At 64.4% G+C, this 23,664-nt stretch carries 19 protein-coding genes; 6 read left to right on the top strand and 13 right to left on the bottom strand.

Annotation, left to right across the window (positions count from 1 at the left end; all coding sequences use genetic code 11):
• Nucleotides 1–184: 184 nt before the first annotated feature.
• The 12 genes from P5705_RS13415 to hmpA form a co-directional block, all read right to left on the bottom strand.
• Entirely contained in the window at nt 185–568 is a 384-nt protein-coding gene (locus P5705_RS13415) for a YkgJ family cysteine cluster protein (RefSeq protein ID WP_248918748.1), read from the bottom strand.
• Nucleotides 569–769: 201 nt separating this feature from the next.
• Complete coding sequence (gene alaC / locus P5705_RS13420; protein WP_213659651.1) at nt 770–1,978, bottom strand: alanine transaminase; 1,209 nt, start codon at nt 1,976–1,978, stop codon at nt 770–772.
• Nucleotides 1,979–2,281: 303 nt separating this feature from the next.
• Nucleotides 2,282–4,042, bottom strand: a complete 1,761-nt coding sequence (locus P5705_RS13425; protein ID WP_277461320.1) for an isocyanide synthase family protein — start codon at nt 4,040–4,042, stop codon at nt 2,282–2,284.
• Between the two features lie 23 nt (nt 4,043–4,065).
• Nucleotides 4,066–4,770, bottom strand: coding sequence for an HAD family hydrolase (locus tag P5705_RS13430; protein WP_277461321.1), 705 nt, complete (start codon nt 4,768–4,770; stop codon nt 4,066–4,068).
• Nucleotides 4,770–5,762 (bottom strand): isocyanide synthase family protein, encoded by a 993-nt coding sequence (locus P5705_RS13435; RefSeq protein ID WP_277461322.1) that lies wholly within the window; start codon nt 5,760–5,762, stop codon nt 4,770–4,772. Before P5705_RS13435 ends, P5705_RS13430 begins: the two co-directional genes overlap by 1 nt.
• 176 nt (nt 5,763–5,938) lie before the next feature.
• Nucleotides 5,939–6,826: a heme o synthase gene (gene cyoE, locus P5705_RS13440; RefSeq protein ID WP_277461323.1), complete on the bottom strand. Its 888-nt coding sequence runs from the start codon at nt 6,824–6,826 to the stop codon at nt 5,939–5,941.
• 11 nt (nt 6,827–6,837) lie between these two features.
• Nucleotides 6,838–7,170, bottom strand: coding sequence for a cytochrome o ubiquinol oxidase subunit IV (cyoD, locus tag P5705_RS13445; RefSeq protein ID WP_186658833.1), 333 nt, complete (start codon nt 7,168–7,170; stop codon nt 6,838–6,840).
• On the bottom strand, nt 7,170–7,793 hold the full coding sequence (gene cyoC / locus P5705_RS13450; RefSeq protein ID WP_240066774.1) for a cytochrome o ubiquinol oxidase subunit III: 624 nt from the start codon (nt 7,791–7,793) through the stop codon (nt 7,170–7,172). The genes cyoD and cyoC overlap by 1 nt, the downstream gene beginning before the upstream one ends.
• A 3-nt stretch (nt 7,794–7,796) precedes the next feature.
• The gene (gene cyoB, locus P5705_RS13455; RefSeq protein ID WP_277461324.1) at nt 7,797–9,818 is read right to left on the bottom strand and encodes a cytochrome o ubiquinol oxidase subunit I; all 2,022 of its coding nucleotides are present in this window, start codon (nt 9,816–9,818) and stop codon (nt 7,797–7,799) included.
• 3 nt (nt 9,819–9,821) lie between these two features.
• Nucleotides 9,822–10,766, bottom strand: a complete 945-nt coding sequence (gene cyoA / locus P5705_RS13460; protein WP_213659645.1) for a ubiquinol oxidase subunit II — start codon at nt 10,764–10,766, stop codon at nt 9,822–9,824.
• Between the two features lie 559 nt (nt 10,767–11,325).
• The gene (locus P5705_RS13465) at nt 11,326–11,832 is read right to left on the bottom strand and encodes a disulfide bond formation protein B (protein ID WP_011532285.1); all 507 of its coding nucleotides are present in this window, start codon (nt 11,830–11,832) and stop codon (nt 11,326–11,328) included.
• 547 nt (nt 11,833–12,379) lie between these two features.
• On the bottom strand, nt 12,380–13,558 hold the full coding sequence (hmpA, locus tag P5705_RS13470) for an NO-inducible flavohemoprotein (RefSeq protein ID WP_277461325.1): 1,179 nt from the start codon (nt 13,556–13,558) through the stop codon (nt 12,380–12,382).
• A gap of 155 nt (nt 13,559–13,713) precedes the next feature.
• Between hmpA and norR the strand changes: the two genes are divergently transcribed.
• The 4 genes from norR to P5705_RS13490 all read left to right on the top strand — a co-directional run bounded on the left by norR (nt 13,714) and on the right by P5705_RS13490 (nt 17,457).
• On the top strand, nt 13,714–15,264 hold the full coding sequence (norR, locus tag P5705_RS13475; RefSeq protein WP_277461326.1) for a nitric oxide reductase transcriptional regulator NorR: 1,551 nt from the start codon (nt 13,714–13,716) through the stop codon (nt 15,262–15,264).
• Nucleotides 15,265–15,427: 163 nt separating this feature from the next.
• Nucleotides 15,428–16,327, top strand: a complete 900-nt coding sequence (locus tag P5705_RS13480; protein ID WP_277461327.1) for a chemotaxis protein — start codon at nt 15,428–15,430, stop codon at nt 16,325–16,327.
• A gap of 87 nt (nt 16,328–16,414) precedes the next feature.
• On the top strand, nt 16,415–16,726 hold the full coding sequence (locus P5705_RS13485) for a hypothetical protein (protein ID WP_277461328.1): 312 nt from the start codon (nt 16,415–16,417) through the stop codon (nt 16,724–16,726).
• The gene (locus P5705_RS13490) at nt 16,723–17,457 is read left to right on the top strand and encodes a YkgJ family cysteine cluster protein (RefSeq protein WP_277461329.1); all 735 of its coding nucleotides are present in this window, start codon (nt 16,723–16,725) and stop codon (nt 17,455–17,457) included. Before P5705_RS13485 ends, P5705_RS13490 begins: the two co-directional genes overlap by 4 nt.
• A gap of 143 nt (nt 17,458–17,600) precedes the next feature.
• Here the strand turns inward: P5705_RS13490 and P5705_RS13495 are convergent, their stop codons facing one another.
• A complete protein-coding gene (locus P5705_RS13495) occupies nt 17,601–19,184 on the bottom strand; it encodes a methyl-accepting chemotaxis protein (RefSeq protein ID WP_277461330.1) in 1,584 nt (527 codons plus the stop codon).
• A 218-nt stretch (nt 19,185–19,402) separates the two neighbouring features.
• On the opposite strand from P5705_RS13495, the gene P5705_RS13500 reads away from it, so the two are divergent.
• Both P5705_RS13500 and P5705_RS13505 read left to right on the top strand, forming a co-directional pair.
• The gene (locus P5705_RS13500) at nt 19,403–20,566 is read left to right on the top strand and encodes an efflux RND transporter periplasmic adaptor subunit (protein ID WP_277461331.1); all 1,164 of its coding nucleotides are present in this window, start codon (nt 19,403–19,405) and stop codon (nt 20,564–20,566) included.
• The gene (locus P5705_RS13505; RefSeq protein ID WP_277461332.1) at nt 20,563–23,655 is read left to right on the top strand and encodes a multidrug efflux RND transporter permease subunit; all 3,093 of its coding nucleotides are present in this window, start codon (nt 20,563–20,565) and stop codon (nt 23,653–23,655) included. Before P5705_RS13500 ends, P5705_RS13505 begins: the two co-directional genes overlap by 4 nt.
• The last annotated feature ends 9 nt before the right edge of the window (nt 23,656–23,664 follow it).

Below are 23,664 nucleotides of genomic sequence, written 5' to 3' on the forward strand. Positions count from 1 at the left end.
GTTTCAAGGAACTCCTGGTTGGATCCAGCCGACGAACGGTCATGCCACTTTGCCAAAGCGTGAACAGGTTAGACGTTTCGGTGCACGCGTGATACGCCCAGGCACGATCCTCTGTAGGAGCGGCTTCAGCCGCGATGCCCGCATCGCGGCTGAAGCCGCTCCTACAGAGGTTTCTTACGCCGGGTCAGGCCACCTCGGCGCCGTCATCCGGCCAGTGTGGCTCGTTGGCCCCTGGCGGTGTCAGCGGTGGCAGGCCATAGGCCGCCCGGGCATCGTCGCAGCTGGGGTTGTGCACCCCGTTTTCCCACGACGCATCGAACTCGCGGCACGGGCTGGAGCGGTTCTCGTAGATGGTGCAGGCCACCTGTGTACCGATCTCGCCACCCAGGCTGACGCAGCGACAGGGTTTGGCATCGGTGCCGATCATGGCGACGCGGGTCGGGTTGATCTGCACCACCAGATCGTCGGGCACCACGCCGCCGGCGGACTGGCATTCACCCCAGAAGAAAGACACACGAAAGTAGCCGCAGCAGGCGCCGCAGGTCAGGCAAGGGTTCTGTTCGGACATGATGGCCAGGGAGGGAGGTTGTTGTTATGAGGGCGAGCGCCCGCGGCGCCATTTGTAATCCAAGCGCGAACGGCTGAGAAGAGGGGGCATGCAAAAAAACATCGCCGCCGATCGGCGGCGCTTTGAAGGTAGGAGCCAGCCTTGCTGGCGAACACGCTAGCGGGGGTTCGCCAGCAAGGCTGGCTCCTACACGGACAGGGGTTACTTGCTGATCAGGCCATCGGCCCGGAACATCTGGCGGATCCCGCGGATGGCCTGGCGAATCCGGTCCTGGTTCTCGATCAGGGCGAAACGCACATGGTCGTCACCATAGTCACCAAAACCGATGCCCGGCGACACGCAGACCTTGGCCTCGGCCAGCAGTTTCTTGGCGAACTCCAGCGAGCCCAGGTGCGCATAAGCCTCGGGGATCTTGGCCCAGACATACATCGAGGCCTTGGGGTTCTCGACCATCCAGCCCAGCTCGTGCAGGCCCTTGACCAGCAGGTTGCGGCGCTGGCGGTACTGCTCGGCGATATCGCGCACGCATTGCTGGTCGCCTTCCAGGGCGGCGATGGCCGCCACCTGCAGCGGGGTGAAGGTGCCGTAGTCGTGGTAGCTCTTGATTCGCGCCAGGGCGCTGACCAGTTCCGGGTTGCCGACCATGAAGCCGATGCGCCAGCCCGCCATGTTGTAGCTCTTGGACAGGGTGAAGAACTCCACCGCGATGTCCTTGGCCCCCGGCACCTGCATGATCGACGGGGCCTTCCAGCCGTCGTAGACGATATCGGCGTAGGCCAGGTCGTGCACCACCAGCACGTCGTACTGTTTCGCCAGGGCCACCACGCGCTCGAAGAAGTCCAGTTCCACGCACTGGGCGGTGGGGTTGGACGGGAAGCCGAGGATCATCATCTTCGGCTTGGGGATCGATTCGCGGATCGCCCGCTCCAGTTCGTTGAAGAAGTCCACGCCCGGCACCAGCGGCACGGAGCGCACCTGGGCACCGGCGATCACGGCGCCGTAGATGTGGATCGGGTAGCTGGGGTTGGGCACCAGCACGGTGTCGCCATGGTCGAGGGTGCCGAGCATCAGGTGCGCCAGGCCCTCTTTCGAGCCGATGGTGACGATGGCCTCGCTCTCCGGGTCGATCGCGACGTCGTAGCGTTCCTTGTACCAGTTCGAGATGGCACGGCGCAGGCGCGGGATACCGCGGGAGGTGGAGTAGCCGTGAGTGTCTTCGCGCTGGGCGACCTGCACCAGCTTCTCGACGATATGCGGCGGGGTGGCGCCATCGGGGTTGCCCATGCTCAGGTCGATGATGTCCTCGCCACGGCGGCGGGCGGCCATCTTGAGCTCGGCGGTGATGTTGAAGACATACGGGGGGAGACGATCGATGCGCGCAAAGCGGCGCGGCGAACCTGGATTGGCCATGTGTTCCTCTGCAGACGTAAGCGCCCGGAACCGTCCGAGCGACGTTGGCCGCTGCGGCGGCCGAATCAGAAGATAATCCCGCAGAGCAAATTTCGTAAAGGATAATTTTCTGTTTTATTAGAATTTTTCAGGTGCATCATTTGAAAAACCCATAATTACAGAATCACGCCTATCCCTGTAGGAGCGGCCTTGCGCCGCGAAAGGGCTGCGCAGCAGCCCCAACATTCTGTGGCGTTGCATACACCGTGGGGCCGCTAGGCGGCCCTTTCGCGGCGCAAGGCCGCTCCTACAAACGACCATTTCTCAATACACCTGCACCCGCCACAGCTCACGCGACGCCGAAGCCGGGCTCATCGGCAAACGCCCGTGCAAGGTCTGGTAGTTGTCGATCAGCACCAGATCACCCGCCGCCCATTCATGGGCAATCAGGCAGTGCGGGTCGTAGACCAGCCCGTCCAATTGCTCGATCAGCTCGCGCTGGAACACCTCGTCACCGCCCTGCACCTGCTGCTCCAGGGTCTGCAGCGACGACTCGCAACCCTCCTGGTAGCGCAACACCGGCTCGCCACTGCGTGGGTCGCGGTCCACCAGCGGATAGGTGCGTGGTGAACCACCAAAGTAGGTCATGCGCGTGTAGTAGGTGATGTCGACGCCCTGCCACTGCCGCGCGGTCCGCAGGCCGACCTTGCCCAAGGCATTGCGGCTGTCGACGATGGTGGTCTGCCCTTCCCCGGGCTGCGGCGGCGTCTTGCAGTAGAGCATGAAGGTGTGCGCGCAGAACTTGGGGTCGCGCTGCACCAGCGGGTCGCTGTCGGGCAGCAGGTTGAGGTCCCAGTGCAGCGGCGTCTTCTCCAGCGAATGCACCACCCCTTGCGGCTGGTCGGCCGGCTTGACCACGTGCACCTCGCCAAAGGCCCAACGGTAGATGGTGCCAAAGCGCGCGCAATCGGCGGCGAAACTGGCCTGGTCGGCATATTCGCAACCCTTCAGGCAGACAAAGCCGAAACTGCGCACCAGCGCCTGCAGGGTTGCGGTAGACAGTCGCTCGAAGCCCAGCCCCATGGGATCGCTGACCACCAGGCCGAACAGCGGCAGCTTCTGCAGTTCGAAGCGATAGCCTTGCAGCGCTTCGCCATCGGTTTCGTGCAACAGCCATGGCCGCCCCTGCCAGGTCACCTGCACATGCCGGCTGCCGTCGATCTCGGCCCGGCCGCACAAGGACTGGCCACCATCGAGCTGGCGCACCGGCACCGCGTGCCAGGGGCTGATCACATGATGCAGGCCGTCGGCCAGGGCCACGGTGAACTTGGGCCCGGCATTGTCGTACTGGTGCACGGACAGGCGGATGTGTTCGGGGAAGAAACGGTCCACCGCGGCGTTGAGGGCCTGGCCACGCAACATCATCTGGTAGGCCTTGTAGCTGATCTGGCGCAGGTGCTCGTCCTCGTCCTGCCCCGGCTGGCGACACAGGCGCAGGTCGTTGTAGAGGTGGCTGCAGAGCTTGTCGTGGCTACGGGCCAGGCTTTCGTCCTGCTGGCACTGTTCGATCAACGCCTCGACGTTCTTCCAGGGCAGGCGGGCCTGCTTGACCAGGGTCGCACGCAGCGCTTCGGGGCTGCTGGCCTGGGGGAACAGGTCCTCCATGCTCACCCAGCGAATGCTGTGGGTGACGCACAGGGTGCGCAACGCCTGGTTGTAATGCCGGCGAACGTCGTCGGGCACACCGACGATATCGTTGAAGGTGGTGCCGTCGCTGAGGATGACGATCTCGCACCCCGGTGCGTGCAGGGCGGCGATCTCCTGGCCGAGGCGGTCGAGGCGGTCGATGGCCATCACCTCGCCGTAGTCCGGCAGCACGCCAAAGGTCTTGTCGCGATCATTCGGCGACTTGCAGGGGAAACCCGGCAGCACCATGCGCACGGGCTCACCGAGTTCGAAGCAACGTGCCAGGTCCTTGGCCAGGTTCACCTTGCCGACATCGGCGAAGCGATCGCCCCCGGCCTTGAGCAGATAACCGTCCAGCACCTGGCTGACGGCCGAGACCCAGCTGTCTTTGTCTTGCATCTTCTGTCGTCCTTGAGTGGAAGCTACAGCGAACCTGTCAGTTCGGCTCGCGGGGGTTGCACAGCTGCCGGGCACAGGGCCGCAAGCAACTGATGAGGGTGTTCGCAATACAACCGCGGATTGTGATCACGCAGCACGCCGGGCTCGCCATAGCCCCAAGCCGCGGCCACCGCCGACATACCGGCGGCCTGCGCCGTGAGCAGATCGATGGCCGTGTCGCCGACGAACAGGCAATGCTCAGGCGCCACACCCAGCCCCTCGGCAACCTGCAGGGCGGCATCCGGCGCGGGCTTGAGCCGCTGCCCAGGTCGGTGGCCGAGGACGACGGCGAAGGCATTCGCCGGTAACAGGTGCTCGACCACTTCCAATGCCAGTGCATGGGCCTTGTTGGTCACCACCGCCATGGGCACGCCCCGCGCGCCAAGGGCCTCGAGCAGCCGCTCGACACCCGCGTAAGGCCTCGACAGCCTGACCAGGTGCTGGCGATAGCAGGTGCTGTAGGCCGCTTGCAGGTGCTGGGCATCCTCCACGCCGTGCTCATGCGCGACCCGCTCGATCATCGCGGCCACGCCGCCACCGACCAGGGCACGCACGGACTCTACAGCCAGATGGGGCAGCCGGTGCTGACCCAGAACATGGTTCAGGCACCAGGCGATATCGGGCAAGGTGTCCACCAGGGTGCCGTCCAGGTCGAACAGCACCGCACGCACATCAGCCAGTCGATCCATCACTGCACACTGGCGTAGTGGCATGGCCGGCCACGGCTGAACACCAGGCGGCTGTAGCGCTCGTCGACATTGCTGCGGCGCTCCAAGGTGACGACGCCACGGCGCTTGATGGCCACCGAATGCCAGGGCGTGCGCCACAGGTCGCTGGTGGGGACCAGGCGGATGCCGATCTTGGCGGACACGGCCAGTTGCGGGTGAATCGACAGGCGCAGGCACTGAGGGTAGCGGGCCTCCAGCAAGGCGCTCCACGCCTCGCTGCGCTGGATCACCCGCTGCGACGCGGGCTTGGCCACCTTCTTCACCGCGTTCATGCTCATGCCGGCGAAGTCCGCCAGGCCGGCGTAGTCCTCCGACAGGAAACGGTGGATACCGCAGTACATCAGCATCATGTGGTCTTCGGCTTCGAAGCGCTGCTGCAGCACCCGTAGCGACTGGCCGTGCTCGATCATCAACTCTTCGCGCATCGAATCCAGGCAGCCCAGATGCGGGTAGGCGTCCTTCAGGTCGAACAGGGTGAAGCTGCCGGGGTAGTACTGGTCGGCGTAACGCTGGATATCGTCGGTGTAGGCCTGGACATGGACATCGGGCACGCGCACCAGGTCGGAGAATACATAACCGTCCGAACAGATATGGATCACCGCGCCCGGCGCGTGCAGCGCACGGATCTCCTCGCACAGCCGGTGCAGTTCGTCGATGGCGTGGTGCTCGGCCAGATCAGGTAGCGGGCCGAGGGTCTTCTGGCGGTTCGGCGACTTGCCAGGGAACGCCGGCAGCACCATTTCGATCGGCAGGCCTTGTTCGAGCGCGGCCAACACCTTCGGCAGGTGCGGTGCCAGGGCGGCCTCATCCAGCGCAGGGTCCTGCCCGGGGGCCAGGCTGCGGCGGCGGAACAGGCATTGCAGAATGGCGAGCGCGGTGTCGATGGGCGCAGCGAGGGGGCGTTGGCGCGGCAACGCGCCATCTGCCGAGAGAGCGAAGCTCGATTCGGTCACGGTACAGTCCTTTGTCGAAAGAGGGTACGGCCAACCCACGGCCGCCAGGTCATCCTGACCTGCGGCGGATAAAATCCTGCAAAGTGCGTGACCCTGTCAACTGGATAGTTATGTATTTTCCGACACAAAAAAAAACGCCCCGGCAAGCCGGGGCGTTTTTGCTGTTCAGCCAGCTGTCAGCGCGCGTAGGTCATCAGCACATCGGCCGCGGTCTGGCTGTCCACCGACATCATCACGCTCAGGGCGGTGACGGTGAGGATGGAGAAGCCGAACACCTTGCGTGCCCACTTGCTGTCATCCTCGGCCTTGTAGCCACCCCAGGCCATGTACAGCCAGTACAGGCCCATGGCGGCCGCCACGGCGAGGTAACCCAGGCCGGCGTAGCCGCCGAGGGTCAGCATGACAGTGGCGAGGACGAAGGCCAGCACGTACAGCACGATCTGCTTCTTCGCCGCCAGGATACCGCGCGCCACCGGCAGGACCGGAATGTTGGCGGCGCTGTAATCCTTGAAGCGGAAGATCGCGATCGCGAAGCTGTGCGGCATCTGCCACAGGCTGAACATCACCAGCAACGTCACCGCAGCCAGGTCGAAGCTGTTGCTCACGGCGCAGTAGCCGATCACCGGAGGCATGGCACCGGACAGGCTGCCAACCAAGGTGCCGTGCACCGATTTGCGCTTCAGCCAAAGGCTGTAGAAGCCGACGTAGACGACGAAGCCGACCAGCGCGCAAAACGCCGCCAGCGGGTTGGCCTGGACATACAGCAGGCTGAAGCCGACCACCCCGAGCAGGGTGGCGTAGGCCAGCGCGAGGGGCAGCGACATGCCGCCCTGCACCATGACGCGGTTCTTGGTGCGCTCCATCTTGTGGTCGATGTCACGGTCGATGCAGTTGTTGAACACGCATCCGGACGCGACCACCAGCGAAGTGCCAATCACCACCGCCAGGAACAGGGCGAAGTCCACATGGCCCTTCGAGGCAAGGAAGAAGCCGCCTGCCACGGAAAGCACGTTACCGAAAATGATCCCCGGTTTGGTGATTTGGATAAAGTGCTTAACGGACATGCAGTCTTACCTCACTTGGCCAGCATTTCGAAGTGGATGCTGAACATGATCCACAGCGACAGGCCGACCAGCAGCGCGATTACCAGAACAGTGAACAGGAACGTCGACACGTTGGAGCGTTGCTCTTTCGAGCGGTCCATGTGCAGGAAGTACACGAGGTGCACCACCACCTGGATGACGGCCATGGCCACCACGATCAGGACGGTCAGGTTCTTCGGCAGGCTCGGGAACATCACCAGGCCGAACGGGATCGCGGTCAGGATGATCGAGAGCACGAAGCCGATCATGTACGACTTCACGCTACCGTGGTTACCCTCGTGATGAGTGTCGTGTGCGCTAGCCATTACAGAACTCCCAGCAGGTAGACGACGGTGAACACGCAGATCCAGACCACGTCCAGGAAGTGCCAGAACAGGCTCAGGCAGCTCATGCGGGTCTTGGCGGTCGGCGTGATGCCGTGCTTGTTGATCTGATACATCATGATCGCCATCCAGATCAGGCCGGCGGTCACGTGCAGACCGTGGGTCCCCACCAGGGCGAAGAACGCCGAGAGGAAGCCACTGCGCTGCGGGCCGAAGCCTTCGGCGATCAGGTGATGGAATTCATAGATTTCCATCGCGATGAAGCCGGCACCGAACAGGAAGGTCACAGCCAACCAGCCCAGTACGCCTGCCTTCTTGCCGTCGAACATCTTCAGCATGGCGAAGCCGAAGGTGATCGACGACAGCAGCAGGAACGCGGTTTCTACCAGCACGAAGTCGAGCTGGAAGATGTCGTGACCCGACGGGCCGCCGGCGAAACCGCCGGACAGCACCGCGTAGGTGGCGAAGAGCGACGCAAACAGGATGCAGTCGGTCATCAGGTACAGCCAGAAACCGAGGACGGTCATCTGGCCCGAGTCGTGGTGGTGGTCATCATGCCCATGGTCGTGACCATGAGCAGCACCGTGCATTACTTGACTGGACATTGATTACACCCGTTCAAACGATTCGACACGTGCGCCGCCGGCAGGCAGTGCACCAGCCTGGGCCAGCGCCTTCATGCGCTCGCCTTCGATGCGCGCCACTTCTTCGGCCGGAACCATGTAGCCCTGGTCGTCACGCGCGGCGTGGCGAACGAAGACAGCGATGGTCGCAACCAGGCTCGCACCCACCAGCCACCAGATGTGCCAGATGAAGGCGAAGCCGAACACGGTCAACAGCAGGCCCATGAACAGACCGGTCGAGGTGTTGCTCGGCATGTGGATCGCTTCGTACTTGGCCGGGGCTTTGTACGCGGCACCGGCTTGCTTGGCTTCGTGCCAGGCGTCCAGGCCTACATGCTCAGGCATGTGAGCGAAGTTGTAGAACGGAGGTGGCGACGAAGTCGACCATTCCAGAGTACGGCCGCCCCATGGGTCGCCAGTGACGTCCATGTTGTCCTTGCGGTCGCGAACCGAGACGTAGATCTGGATCAGCTGGCAGGCGATACCGAACAGGATCAGCACGGCGCCGACTACCGCTACCCACAGGTAGGGTTCCCACAGTGGGTTGTCGGAGTGGTTCAGACGACGGGTCATGCCCATGAAGCCCAGGGCGTACAGCGGCATGAACGCAACGTAGAAGCCGGAGATCCAGAACCAGAAGGCAGCCTTGCCCCACTTCTCGTTCAGGGTGAAACCGAAGGCTTTCGGGAACCAGAAGGCGAAGCCGGCGATATAGCCGAACACCGCGCCACCGATGATCACGTTGTGGAAGTGGGCGATCACGAACAGGCTGTTGTGCAGAACGAAGTCGGCACCTGGAACAGCCAGCAGAACGCCGGTCATGCCACCGATGGAGAAGGTGACCATGAAGCCCAGGGTCCACATGATCGGCGCGGTGAAGCGCAGACGGCCCTGGTAGATGGTGAACAGCCAGTTGAACAGCTTCACACCGGTCGGAATGGAGATCAGCATCGTCGCCAGGCCGAAGAAGGTGTTGACGCTGGCGCCGGCACCCATGGTGAAGAAGTGGTGCAGCCAGACCGCGAAGCCGAGGATGGCGATCGCGCCCGATGCGTAGATCATCGAGTGGTGACCGAACAGGCGCTTGCCTGCGAAGGTCGAGGTGACTTCCGAGAACACGCCGAAGGCCGGCAGGATCAGGATGTAGACCTCAGGGTGACCCCATGCCCAGAACAGGTTGACGTACATCATCGGGTTCCCACCAAGCTCGTTGGTGAAAATGTGGAAGTCCAGATAACGGTCAACGGTCAGCAGGGCGAGTGCGGCGGTCAGGATCGGGAACGAAGCGACGATCAGCACGTTGGCCCAGGTGCAGGTCCAGGTGAAGATCGGCATGTCCATCAGCTTCATGCCAGGGGCGCGCATCTTCATCACGGTGACGAGGAAGTTCACGCCGGTCAGTGTCGTACCCAAGCCTGAGAGCTGTAGCGCCCAGATGTAGTAGTCGACACCCACCCCAGGGCTGTACTGGATACCCGCGAGCGGCGGATAGGCAACCCAGCCGGTCTTGGCGAATTCACCAACGCCCAGCGAGATGTTGACCAGCAGCACGCCTGCCAGCAGCAGGTAGAAGCTCAGGGAGTTCAGGAACGGGAAGGCAACGTCACGTGCACCGATCTGCAGCGGAACCGCGAGGTTCATCAGGCCGGTGAAGAACGGCATCGCCATGAAGATGATCATGATCACACCGTGGGCGGTGAAGATCTGGTCATAGTGTTCAGGCGGCAGGTAGCCTTCGGAGCCACCGGTGGCGGCGGCCAGCTGGGTACGCATCATGATGGCGTCGGCGAAGCCGCGCAGCAGCATGACCATAGCGACGATGATGTACATCACGCCGATTTTCTTGTGGTCGACCGTGGTCAGCCACTCGGTCCACAAGTAGGTCCACTTGCGGAAATAGGTGATGGCACCAACGACGGCAATACCACCGAGCGCGATCATGGCAAGCGTCACCATGACTATCGGCTCGTGATACGGTATCGCCTCCAGAGTTAATTTACCGAACATCTCTTACTCCTCTGCACCGGCAGCTGGTTGCATACTCGATTCCACACCCTTGGTAGTGGCCAGATCTTTGCTGCCTGCTTCTTCGTGGCTCGGACGACCGCGGTTCATGCCTTCGTACTTGTCGACGATGCGCTGGAACTGGTCAGCCTGGGCCTCGCTGTACAGCGCGACTGGGTTGTTTTCGCTTGCTTTGGCCAAGGCGTCATATTCGGCCTGGTCCAGTTTCTTCGGCGATGCCTTCACTTCAGCGACCCATGCATCGAAGTCAGCTTGCGAGGTGGCAACCGCCTTGAATTTCATACCGGTGAAGCCGGCGCCGCTGTAGTTGGCGGAGATACCGTCGAACTCACCGTTCTCGTTGGCGATCAGGTGCAGTTTGGTGGTCATGCCAGCCATGGCGTAGATCTGGCCACCCAGGCCCGGGATGAAGAAGGAGTTCATCACGGCGTCGGAGGTGACACGGAAGTTGACCGGGGTGTTAGCCGGGAAGACGATCTTGTTGACCGTGGCGATACCCTGCTCCGGGTAGATGAACAGCCACTTCCAGTCCAGCGCGACCACGTCGATCTGCACCGGCTTCACGTCGGAATCCAGTGGACGGTACGGGTCCAGCTTGTGGGTGGAGTGGTAGGTGAAGTAACCCAGGGCGATGATGATCAGGATCGGGATGATCCACACCGCGGCTTCGATCTTGGTCGAGTGCGACCAGTCGGGGGTGTAGGTGGCGGCCTTGTTGGAAGCACGGTACTTCCAGGCGAACGCCAGGGTCATGATGATCACGGGCACGACCACCAGCAGCATCAGGCCGGTGGCGATCAGGATCAGGTTCTTCTGCTCAATGCCGACCTGGCCCTTCGGGTCGAGCAGGGTCCAGTTGCACCCACTGAGTAAAAGCATGCCTAAAAAGGGCAATATGCCAAACAGTCTGGGGTAACGCTTTTTACTCATCTCACGACCTCTAGATCAGCTTGCTTCAATGCAATTTGTGTTTTGGTAGCCAACACTTCGTCCTGCCAAGTGCGGCAATTCGCGCCCGTACTCGCTCCTGCCCGGGGTCCGACTGCAGGACCTTGGCGCCAAGCGTGTTAACGGTGCTTATGGTTTCGTAGGCAACAGGCCTGTACTTCAGACCAAGTCCATTTGGTGCGGGAAAACGCGGAGGGGGGTCCGCCCGGTATCGCCGTTGGGCGAAACTTGACGAAGTCAGCAAAAGGGAGCGCTGCGGCTTCCTTCAATCCTGCGACTCGCAAGCAGTGCCGAACGGAAATTGGGGGCGATTGTAGTGAGGTCGCCCCCCATTGACTATGACTTATTGAGCAACAGTCTTTTACAGAATGCGTAACAATACTGCTCGAAAAATCAACTTCGCGACAGTTTGTCGCACCCCGCCGAATAGCCCTGAAACCCGCATCGCGCAAGGCCCTTGGCTTGATCCTGGTCAATCATTCGGCAGGGTTTGTGCCTTCTCGCGCCCTGCAATAGACCTGGGTCAAATAGGGACTTTGGTCTAACCGCGACGACGGTTGCGGTAGATCCCCAGGGGGACAAGCACGGTGGTCAGCACGAAGGCGACCAGGGCCCATTGAGCGAGCGACAGCCCGAGGATCGGCGGGTACGGCGTGGAGCAGAAGCCGTCGACCTGAAATGCCAGCGGCCACAGCTTGGCCAGCGGCAGGTCATCGACGATCGGTTGCAGCGTGTCTATGCCGCAGCTGACCATCGGGTTGGCGAGTATATACACATGGTTGCCGGCTGCAACGATGCCACCGATGGCGCTGAGCACCACCAGTACTTCGAAGAAGGTCAGGCTCTTGCGCCCCGGCATGGCGGCGGCGATGAAGGCGAAGATCGCGATGAACAGCAGCGCGTAGCGTTGCAGGATGCACAGCGGGCACGGCGCCTCGCCCAGCACCACCTGCATGTACAACGCGCCGCCGATCAGCGCCAGGCAGATCACGCCAAGGAGCACCAGAAAGCGCCGTTCCCGATTCAGGCGCGATGTGAGTTCGTTCATTGCCGATTCCTTCGATGGAGAGTGGCAGCGTTGGCTGCCCGGGGGCGCCAAGTCTACACGCTGGAGATGACCTTTGAATGTGTCGAGGCGGGGCGTGCGGCTATCCACTGTTGACCTAGGACCGAGCGGGTCGGTTTCGGTTCAACCGCTGCGCGTGAAAAACACGGCGGCCCGAGCGCCGGACAGGGCAAGGCCCCTCGACACTCGGGAGTGAAGGATACAGTGATTAAAGGAGGATTAAAGATGAAGGCCGCTGTAGCGGCTTTCATCTCTTTCTATATAAAGAGGGGTTGTAGCCCAATTGCTGGCAAGCCAGCCCCCGCACGGAGAATGCAATCGGCCGCTTCGTTCTCGATTACCCACGGTCGGGAGCATCAGGTACGAGAGCTGGCTTGCGAGCAATTGGGAATTTGAGAAACCTCGGGGGCGCTTTGCGCCCCTTTCGCGGCACAAGGCCGCCCCTACAGACGATTGCGCACTCCTGTAGGAGCGGCCTTGTGCCGCGAAAGGGCTGCGCAGCAGCCCCGACAATTTCCAGCCGAACCGGTTACTCCAACGCCGCCGCCGGCCCGAAGAACTCATAACGGCTCTGCCCTTCCGGCACGCCCAACCCCTTGAGCTGGCGCTTGATCGCCGCCATGAAGCCCTTGGGCCCGAGGAAATAGGCATCGACATCCCGCTCGCGCGGCATCCACTGCGCCAGCAGATCCTGATCCAGCAGGCCCACCGCATCGGCAGCACGGCTGCCGTCGTCCTCGGCGTAGCAATAGAAGCGCTTGAGTTGCGGATGCTTCGCGGCCAGCCCGTCGACCCAGTCACGGAACGCATGCACCGCGCCATTGCGCGCGCAGTGGATGAAGTGCACCGGCCGCTCGGTCTTCAGCGCCGCCTCGAGCATGGCCAGGGTCGGGGTGATGCCCACGCCACCACTGATCAGCACCAGCGGCTTGTCGCTGGCAGCCAGGGTGAAGTCACCGGAAGGCGGGAACAACTGCACCGTCGCGCCCACCATCAGTTCGTCGTGAAGGTAGTTGGAAACCTTGCCCTCGGCTTCGCGCTTGACGCTGATGCGGTACTGCTCACCGTCGCACAGGGCCGACAGGGAATAGTTGCGGCGCTGCTCGACGCCGCCGATGAACAGTTGCAGCCCAATGTACTGGCCCGGCTCGGCCTTGATGACCGGCTTGCCGTCGACCGGGGCGAAGTAGAACGAGACCACCTCGCCGCTTTCCTGCTCGCGGCGCACCACACGGAACGCGCGGGCACCGCGCCAGCCACCGGCGGCTTCTTCCTTCTGCTTGTACAGGCCCTCTTCGGCGCCGATGAGGATATCGGCCAGTTGCCCATAGGCGGCAGCCCAGGCGGCGATTACCTCGGGAGTGGCGATGTCCTTGCCCAGCACTTCCTCGATGGCGCGCAGCAGGCAGCCGCCGACGATAGGATAGTGTTCGGGCAGGATCTGCAAGGCCACATGCTTGTTGATGATCTGCCCGACCAGGCCGCCGAGCTGCTCGAGCTGGTCGATGTGCCTGGCATACATCAGCACGCCGTTGGCCAGGGCGCGTGGCTGGTCGCCACTGGCCTGGTGGGCCTGGTTGAACAAAGGGCGTACTTCGGGGTATTCACTGAGCATCAGCTTGTAGAAGTGAGTGGTCAGCGCCTCGCCACCGCTTTCCAACAGGGGAACAGTGGCCTTGATGATTGCACGTTGTTCGGCATTGAGCATTGCAGCGACTCCTGAGCCTGTGGCTTCGAATAGTTGCCATCGTCATTTCAGTAATCGTGCCAACTTTAAAAACCAATGAATTCAGGGTCTTGAGCATTACCGGTGTCATAAAGACACACCCAAGCGTATAGTCATTACGACCAACAGGAGTCCATATGACTGCAAAACCCCTGCTCACCGCCCTCCTCCCCCTGGTCAGCGACCTGTCCTGCGACCTGCCCGACCAGGAGCGCTACCGCCGTCTGCTCCAGGCTATGCGCGGCCTGCTGCCGTGTGATGCCGCGGCGCTGTTGCGCCTCGATGGCGAGTGGCTGGTGCCGCTGGCGGTCGACGGGCTGTCAGCGGATACCCTCGGTCGGCGCTTCCGGGTCAGCGAGCACCCACGCTTCCAGGCGCTGCTCAGCCGCCCGGAGCCGACCCGCTTCGCCAGCGACAGCCCGTTGCCCGACCCCTACGACGGCCTGGTCAACGCCACCCACGCCGACCTCGAAGTGCATGACTGCATGGGTTGCCCTTTGATGGTCGACGAGCGCCCCTGGGGGCTGCTGACCCTCGACGCCCTGACCCCCGGCCAGTTCCAGAGCCTGGAGCTCGATGCCCTGCAAGCCTTCGCCAGCCTGGCCGCCGCCACCGTCACCGTGGCCGAGCGCATCGAGCACCTGGCCCTGCGCGCCGAGGACGAGCACCAACGTGCCGAGGTGTACCGCCAGGCCAGCGGTCAGGACAGGGAACTGATCGGCCAGAGCAAGGCCCACAAGCACCTGGTCGAGGAAATCCGCCTGGTCGGCGGCAGCGACCTGACCGTGCTGATCACCGGCGAGACCGGCGTGGGCAAGGAGCTGGTGGCCCAGGCGCTGCATAGCGCCAGCAACCGCGCCGACAAGCCGATGATCAGCCTGAACTGCGCCGCGTTGCCCGACACCCTGGTGGAAAGCGAACTGTTCGGCCATGTGCGCGGCGCCTTCACTGGCGCCCACGGCGAACGGCGCGGCAAGTTCGAACTGGCCAACGGCGGCACGCTGTTCCTCGATGAAGTCGGCGAATTGCCCCTGGCTGTGCAGGCCAAGCTGTTGCGCGTGCTGCAGAGTGGCCAGTTGCAACGGCTGGGCTCGGACCGCGAGCACCAGGTGGACGTGCGCCTGATCGCCGCGACCAACCGCGATCTGGCGGAGGAAGTGCGCAACGGTAACTACCGTGCCGACTTCTATCACCGGCTGAGCGTCTATCCCCTGCAGGTCCCCCCCCTGCGTGAACGGGGCCGCGATGTACTGTTGCTGGCTGGGTATTTCCTGGAGCAGAACCGCTCGCGCCTGGGGCTGGGCAGCCTGAGGCTTTCCACCGATGCCCAGGCCGCGCTGCTGGCTTACGACTGGCCAGGTAATGTGCGCGAGCTGGAGCACCTGATCGGCCGTTCGGCGCTCAAGGCGCTGGGGCACCATGGGCAGCGGCCGAAGATTCTCACGCTGGAGGCAGCGGACCTGGATCTGCGCAATGTGGCGCCGGCCATGCATGCCGAGGCAGAGATGCCGCCCGTCGACGCGCCGTTGCCCGAGGGTGGGCTGCGCGAGGCCATGGATGATTATCAACGGCAGATCGTGGAAGCGTGCCTGAAGCGCCATGGGGACAACTGGGCGGCCGCAGCACGGGAACTGGGGCTGGACAGGGCGAACCTGAGCCGGTTGGCCAAGCGCCTGGGGTTGCGTTGATTGGATCTGTTCGCCGGCAAGCCGGCCCCTACCTGTCACGTAGGAGCCGGCTTGCCGGCGAACAGGGCGGTAAAGCGCAGTTCGTAATCGCAAACTAAGCTAAAGCCCGGCGCCAAAAAGCCGATAACCCGGCATCCTCCCCATTTCGAACCAAAGGTTGCCCATGGCCACGCAAAAAGCCCGCGCGGACTCGTTGTCCCTGCTGCTATTCACCCTGCGCAGCGGCAAGCTGATGGCAATCAACTTGCTCAAGGTCAGCGAGATCATCCCCTGCCCGCCGTTGACCAAGCTGCCGGAGGCCCACCCGCATGTGAAGGGCGTGGCCACCCTGCGCGGCAACTCGCTGTCGGTGATCGACCTGTCCCGCGCCATTGGTGAGATGCCCCTGGCCGACCCGGACGGCGGCTGCCTGATCGTCACCGAGATCAGCCGCTCGCGCCAGGGCCTGCATGTGCAGGCGGTGAGCCGCATCATTCATTGCCTGAGCACCGACATCAAGCCGCCGCCGTTCGGTTCCGGCAACCGCTCGTTCATCACCGGCGTGACCCGGGTCGACAACACCCTGGTGCAGGTGCTGGACATCGAAAAGGTCATCCACGGCATCGCCCCGCCGCAGCACGAGCCGCACCCGGGCGAAGTCAGCGAAGAGGACGCCAGCCTGCTGGCCGCTGCCAACATCCTGGTGGTGGACGACAGCCAGGTGGCGCTGCAACAGTCGGTGCACACCCTGCGCAACCTGGGTATCGAGTGTCACACCGCGCGCAGCGCCAAGGACGCGATCAACGTGCTGCTGGAGCTGCAAGGTACCGACAAGGAGATCAATATCATCGTCTCCGACATTGAGATGTCGGAGATGGACGGCTTCGCCTTCACCCGCACCCTGCGCGAGACGCCGGACTTCCAGCACCTGTACATCCTGCTGCACACCTCGCTGGACAGCGCGATGAGCGGCGACAAGGCCAAACTGGCGGGGGCCAACGCCATCCTCACCAAGTTCTCCTCACCGGAGCTGACCAACTGCCTGGTGACGGCGGCGCGGGCGGTCGTATTCGAGGAACGCTGACAAATCAAGTCAGGACTTTCCTGACTTGATGCAGGAGAATGTTCGGGCATAATTCGCGCCCTTCGGATGTTCATGGCCAGTACGCATATGAAATATCTCAGTTCTCTCCTGCTCACTTGCGCCCTGTTCAACGGCGCAGCCCATGCTTCGAGCAGCCAGGCCTGGAGCGACCAGCGCCAGCACATGCTCAAGGCCTGCCTGGCCGCCAGCCAGTTCAAGGACGCCCACGTGCTGGGCAAGCCCGCCGAGTTCGACGACCAGGTCGGCTACAGCGCGCTGCTGGTCGAAGGCACCTACCCACAGAAGCACATGCAACAGCGCACCGGCACGGAGTTGTGCCTGTACGATCGCCAGCGCCAGCAGGCGTTCGTGACAGAGTGGGAAGCCGGCAAGCCGTGAGCGACAGTATTCGTTTCGCCTGTACCGGCTGCGGCAAGTGCTGCACCGGCCACCATGTACCTCTGACACTCGCCGAATCACGTCAATGGGCCGCGTCCGGTGGCCAGGTAGTCGTGTTGATCGAGGGTTTCATCGTCGATGGGCCCGGCATGCCGGCCGATCAACGCGAACATGTGCTGCGCCGGTCCCACCCCGTGCATTGCGGCGCGGGCGAACTGCGCGTGTCGGTGACCTTCGCCGCCTTCAACCCGGGGCGTTGCCGCAACCTCGACGCCAACGACCTGTGCACCATCTACGACACCCGCCCGCTGGTGTGCCGGATCTACCCGGCCGAGATCAACCCGCACCTGCCGCTGCGCCCGGAAAACAAGGACTGCCCGCCCGAGGCCTGGGAGCAAGGGCCGGCGCTGATCCATGGCAGCCTGCCGGTGGATGCCGGGCTGCGGGCGTTGATCGACGCGTCGCGCCAGGCGGACCGGGACGACATCGCCGGCAAAGTGGCGATCTGCCAGGTGCTGGGGATGACCACCAGCGCGTTGAAGGGCAATGGGTTTACCGCGTGGTTGCCGGACATGGCGGCGTTTGCCGCGGTGCTGGGGCAGCCGCCACAGACCGCCGACGCCCCTTGGAGGGTGCATGTCCAGGACGAGGCGCTTGCCACCGAGCTAATGGATCATCATTTGCAGGTGACCGGCGAAGCGCCAGTCTATTACGCGTTCATCGGCTTCTGAGCAACCTGTAGGAGCGGCTTCAGCCACGATCACCCTGTAGGAGCGGCTTCAGCCACGATCACCCTGTAGGAGCGGCTTCAGCCGCGATCACCCGCGAAGCGGGTGCCAAGACGGCGTTACCCGCATCGCGGCTAAAGCCGCTCCTACTGACAGCGCCGCCAGAACTCATCCGCCAGCCGCCGCAGGTCCTTGGCCAGGTCCGCCACGTCACTGGCGCTGCTGTGGCTGCGCTGCCCGACACTGACCGTCGCCTCGCTGGCCTGGCGGATGCTGATGATATTGCGGTTGATGTTCTCGCTCACCTGGCTCTGCTGCTCCACCGCCGCGGCAATCTGCAGGCTCATCTCGTTGATCTGGTTGACCCGCGCGCTGATGCTGTCCAGCGCGTCGCTGGCCAGTTGCGCCTGCTCGACACTGTGCCCGGCATGGGCACTGCTCTGTTGCATCACTTGCACCGCCGCACGGGCGCCGTCCTGCAGGGCGGCGATCATGCGCTGGATATCGTGGGTGGACTGCGCGGTGCGCTGGGCCAGGCCGCGCACCTCGTCGGCGACCACCGCGAACCCACGCCCCTGGTCGCCGGCCCGCGCCGCCTCGATGGCGGCGTTGAGCGCCAGCAGGTTGGTCTGCTCGGCGATGCCGCGGATCACGTCGAGCACCCCGGAGATCTCGCTGCTGTGGTTCTCCAACTGCTGGATCACTTCGCTGGCTTCCACCAGCGAGCCTGCCAGGTCCTGGATCGCGCAGCGGTTGCGGTCGACCAGCTGATGGCCGGACTGCGTCTCGCCCTCGGCCTGGTCGGCGGCCATCGCCGCCATCTGCGCGCTGCTAGCGACCTGGGCGACACTGGCGCTCATCTGGTGGATCGCCGTGGCCACCTGGTCGGCCTCGCTCTGCTGCTCCAGGCTGTTGGCATGGCTGCTGTGCAGCGCGTCGACCAACGACCCGGAATGCCCGGCCAGCCGCGAGGAGGTGTCGCCGATACGTCCGACCACCGCCCCCAACTGCGCCTTGAGCATGCGCATGGCGAACTCGATCTGGCCCAGGCCGTCGCGGCGACCGGTGTACAACTGCTGGCTCAATGGATTGTCGGCGATGGCCAGCGCCTGGCGGCGCAGGCGCTCGAGCGGGCGCAGCAACAGCAGGATCACCCCGGCGCTGAGGCCGGCCGCGACGCCGATCTCCACCAGCGACGCCAACAGCGGGCGCTCGAGCCACCAGTGCCCGGCCCCCATCACCACGGCCAACAACCCTGCTATCCCCAGCGACAACCGCGTCGCCAGCCCCGCCACCGGTAGCCGCTCGCGCCAGCCACGCCGCCCCTCGCGCAACCGCGCGTAACAGCGCTCGGCCGCCTCGACCTGTGCGGCGCTGGGCTTGGTTCGTACCGACTGGTACTCCAGCGTCTGCCCACCACTGCTGATCGGCGAGACGAACGCGCTGACCCAGTAGTGATCACCATTCTTGCAACGGTTCTTCACCAGCCCCATCCACGAACGCCCGGCCTTGAGCGCCTGCCACATCTGGGCAAAGGCCTGGGGCGGCATGTCCGGGTGGCGCACCACATGGTGGGCATGGCCCAACAGCTCGTCACGGGTGAAACCACTCACCCGCAGGAAGTCGTCATTGGCGTAGGTGATGCGGCTGTCCAGGTCGGTGGTGGAGAGGATATTGGCGTCGCCGGGGTAATCCACTTCGCGACCGGTAACGGGCATATTGCACTTCATCGGAGGCTCTCGTTGTTGTTCGGGAAATCGGCAGGGCGTTCGACTCTAGGGGCAATTGGCGGGGCAATATTGATCCACGGCAGGATATTGGCATTTGGCCATCAAGCCTCGAAACTGACAGCCGTGACAGCCTGGCGTCACGCTGCCGACCCGGTCGGCGCGCTATAACCGTGGATAACCGAATACTGTTTTCGCCCCCTGGCCAAGGTGCCCGCCCGATGCGACGTCCGTCCCGCCCCCTCGTTCTCGCCGCCCTGGCCCTGGTTGCACTGGCCACTGCCGGTTTCTGGCTCGCCCAACGCCCGACGGCCCCCGCCAGCCGTGGCGCAAGCGCCGTGCCGGTGCGAGTGGTCGCCGTCGCCCAGCAGGACGTGCCGCGCTACCTCGGCGCCATCGGCTCGGTGCTGTCGCTGCACAGCGTCGAGGTGCGCCCCCAGGTCGAGGGGGTGCTCACTCAGGTGCTGGTCAAGGAAGGGCAATGGGTGAAGCAGGGCGACCTGCTGGCCACCCTCGACGACCGGGCGATCCGCGCCAGCCTCGACCAGGCCCGCGCCCAGCTCGGCCAGACCCAGGCGCAACTGCAGGTGGCCAGGGTCAACCTCAAGCGCTACCAGTTGCTCAGCACCGACGACGGCGTGTCGAAGCAGACCCTCGACCAGCAACAGGCGCTGGTCAACCAACTTCAGGCCACGATTACCGGCGACCAGGCCGCCATCGACAACGCCGCGGTGCAGCTCTCCTACACCCGCATCGCCTCGCCGGTGACCGGCCGCGTCGGTATCCGCAACGTCGACCCCGGCAACCTGGTGCGCACCACCGATACGCAGGGCCTGTTCAGCGTCACCCAGATCGACCCGATCGCCGTGGAGTTCTCGTTGCCCCAGCAACAGCTGCCCACCCTGCAAAACCTGCTGAAAACCCCCACGCCGGCGGAAGTCGAGGCCTACATGGACGCCGACGGCGAACGCAGCCTGCTCGCCAAGGGCCACCTCAGCCTGATCGACAACCAGGTCTCAGCCACCACCGGCACGGTGCGGGTCAAGGCCGAGTTCGACAACCAGGACGGTCGCCTGTGGCCCGGCCAGCTGGTCACCGTGCGCCTGCGCACGGCGGTGACTGAAAACGCCCTGGTGGTGCCGCCGCCGGTGGTGCAGCGCAGCATCGACGGCCACTTCGTCTACCGCGTGGACGGCGACAAGGTCACCAGCGTGCCGGTCAAGGTGCTGTACCAGGACAGCACGCTGAACATCGTCGCCGGGGTCAAGGCCGGCGACCAGCTGGTGCTCGATGGCCAGTCGCGCCTCAAGCCGGGCTCGAAGGTCGAGGTCACGCCGGATGCGCCGGCGCCGGCCGAGATGGCCGACCGCAGGAGCCAGCCATGAACACCCGCAACGGCGTCTCGGCCTGGTGCATCGACCATCCCATCGCCACCCTGCTGCTGACCTTCGCCCTGGTGCTGCTGGGCGCCATCGCCTTCCCGCGGCTGCCGGTGGCGCCGCTGCCCGAGGCCGACTTCCCGACCATCCAGGTCACCGCCGCGCTGCCCGGCGCCAGCCCCGAGACCATGGCCTCGTCGGTGGCCACGCCGCTTGAAGTGCAATTCAGCGCCATCCCCGGCATGACCCAGATGACCAGCAGCAGCGCCCTGGGCTCGACCACGCTGATCCTGCAGTTCACCCTCGACAAGAACATTGACACCGCCGCCCAGGAAGTCCAGGCGGCGATCAACACCGCCACCGCGCGCCTGCCCCAGGACCTGCCCAGCCCCCCCACCTGGCGCAAGGTCAACCCGGCCGACAGCCCGGTGCTGATCCTCACCGTCAGTTCCGCGCAGATGCCCGGCAACGAGCTCAGCGACTACGCCGAGACCCTGCTGGCCCGTCAGCTCAGCCAGATCGACGGGGTCGGCCTGGTCAACATCACCGGCCAGTTGCGCCCGGCCATCCGCGTGCAGGCCCAGCCCGAAAAACTCGCCGCCATCGGCCTGACCCTGGCCGACGTGCGCCAGGCCATCCAGCAGACCAGCCTCAACCTGGCCAAGGGTGCTTTTTATGGCGAGCACAGTGTGTCGACCATCGCCGCCAACGACCAGCTGTTCCACCCCGAGGACTACGCCAGGCTCATCGTCAGCTACCGCGACGGCGCACCGGTGCACCTCGCGGATGTGGCCAAGGTGATCAACGGCGCCGAAAACGCCTATGTGAAGGCCTGGTCCGGCGACCGGCCCGGCCTGAACCTGGTGATCTTCCGCCAGCCCGGGGCCAACATCGTCGACACCGTGGACCGGGTGCTCGACGCCCTGCCCCGCCTGCAGGAGATGCTGCCGGCCTCGGTCGAGGTGTCGGTGCTGCAGGACCGCACCCAGACCATCCGCGCCTCGCTGCACGAGGTGGAGCTGACCCTGATGATCGCCGTGGCCCTGGTGATCGGAGTGATGGCGCTGTTCCTGCGCCAGTGGTCGGCGACCTTCATCGTCTCCAGCGTGCTGGGCGTGTCGCTGATCGCCAGCTGCGCGCTGATGTACGTGCTCGGCTTCAGCCTCAACAACTTGACACTGGTGGCCATCGTCATCGCCGTGGGCTTCGTGGTCGACGACGCCATCGTGGTGGTGGAGAACATCCACCGCCACCTCGAGGCCGGCGACGACAGCCGCACCGCCGCGCTCAAGGGCGCCGGCGAGATCGGCTTCACCGTGGTGTCGATCAGTTTCTCGCTGATCGCCGCGTTCATCCCGCTGCTGTTCATGGGCGGCGTGGTGGGCCGGCTGTTCAAGGAGTTCGCGCTGACCGCCACGGCGACCATCCTGATTTCGGTGGTGGTGTCGCTGACCCTGGCCCCGACCCTTTGCGCACTGTTCATGCGCCGCCCGCCCGGCGAGCATGAGGGCGGGTTCGGCCCGCGCCTGCTGCGCGGGTACGAAAAGGGCCTGGACCGCGCCCTGGCCCATCGGCGCATCACCCTCGGCGTGTTCGGCCTCACCCTGGTCCTGGCCGTGGCCGGCTACGTGGGCATCCCCAAAGGCTTCTTCCCCTTGCAGGACACCGGCTTCATCCTCGGCACCACCGAAGCGGCGGCGGATGTCTCATACTCCTCGATGATCGACAAGCACCTGGCCCTGGCCAGGATCATCGGCGAAGACCCGGCGGTGCGCGCCTACTCGCACTCGGTCGGGGTCACCGGCAGCAACCAGACCATCGCCAACGGCCGCTTCTGGATCTCGCTCAAGCCACGGGGTGAGCGCGATGTGTCAGCCAGCGAGTGGATCGACCGGATCCGCCCGAAACTGGCCCAGGTGCCGGGCATCGTCCTGTACATGCGCGCCGGCCAGGACATCAACCTCAGTTCCGGCCCGTCGCGCACCCAGTATCAATACGTGCTCAAGAGCAACGACGGCGTGGCGCTGAACCTGTGGACGCAACGCCTGACCGAACGCCTGCGGGAAAACCCGGCGTTCCGTGACCTGTCCAACGACCTGCAACTGGGCGCCAGCGTCACCCGCATCGACATCGACCGCCAGGCCGCAGCGCGCTTTGGCCTGACCACCACCGACGTCGACCAGGCCCTGTACGACGCCTTCGGCCAGCGGCAGATCAGCGAATTCCAGACCGAAACCAACCAGTACAAGGTGATCCTCGAACTGGACGCCCGCCAACGCGGCAAGGCTGAAAGCCTCAATTACTTCTACCTGCGCTCGCCACTGTCCGGCGAGATGGTGCCGCTGTCGGCCCTGGCCCATGTCGCGCCGCCCAGCACCGGCCCCCTGTCGATCAGCCACGACGGCCTGTTCCCGGCCGCCAACCTGTCGTTCAACCTGGCCCCCGGCGTGGCCCTGGGCGACGCGGTGCGGATCCTCGAACGCACCCAGCGCGAACTGGGCATGCCCGACGCCATCAGCGGCAACTTCCAGGGCGCGGCCCAGGCGTTCCAGAGTTCGCTGTCGAGCCAGCCGTACCTGATCCTCGCCGCGCTGGTGGCGGTATACATCATCCTCGGGGTGCTCTACGAGAGCTTCGTCCACCCGCTGACCATCATCTCCACGCTACCGTCCGCGGGCCTGGGCGCGATCATCCTGCTCTGGGCCAGCGGCCAGGACTTCAGCATCATGGGGTTGATCGGCGTGGTGCTGCTGATCGGCATCGTCAAGAAGAATGGCATCCTGCTCATCGACTTCGCCCTCGAGGCCCAGCGCAATCAAGGCATGACGCCCGAGCAGGCGATCCGCCAGGCGTGCCTGGTGCGCTTCCGCCCGATCATCATGACCACCCTCGCCGCCTTGCTCGGCGCGGTGCCGCTGATGTTCGGCTTCGGTACCGGCGCCGAGCTGCGCCAGCCGCTGGGCATCGCCGTGGTCGGCGGCCTGCTGGTGAGCCAGGCCCTGACGCTGTTCACCACCCCGGTCATATACTTGGCCCTGGAACAGCTGTTCCACCGCCGCCGGGCCACCCCGGCCGCCGCTTCAAGCGCCAGTTGAGACAAGACC

Source organism: Pseudomonas entomophila (genome assembly GCF_029478665.1).
Classification (GTDB): Bacteria; Pseudomonadota; Gammaproteobacteria; order Pseudomonadales; family Pseudomonadaceae; genus Aquipseudomonas; species Aquipseudomonas entomophila_F.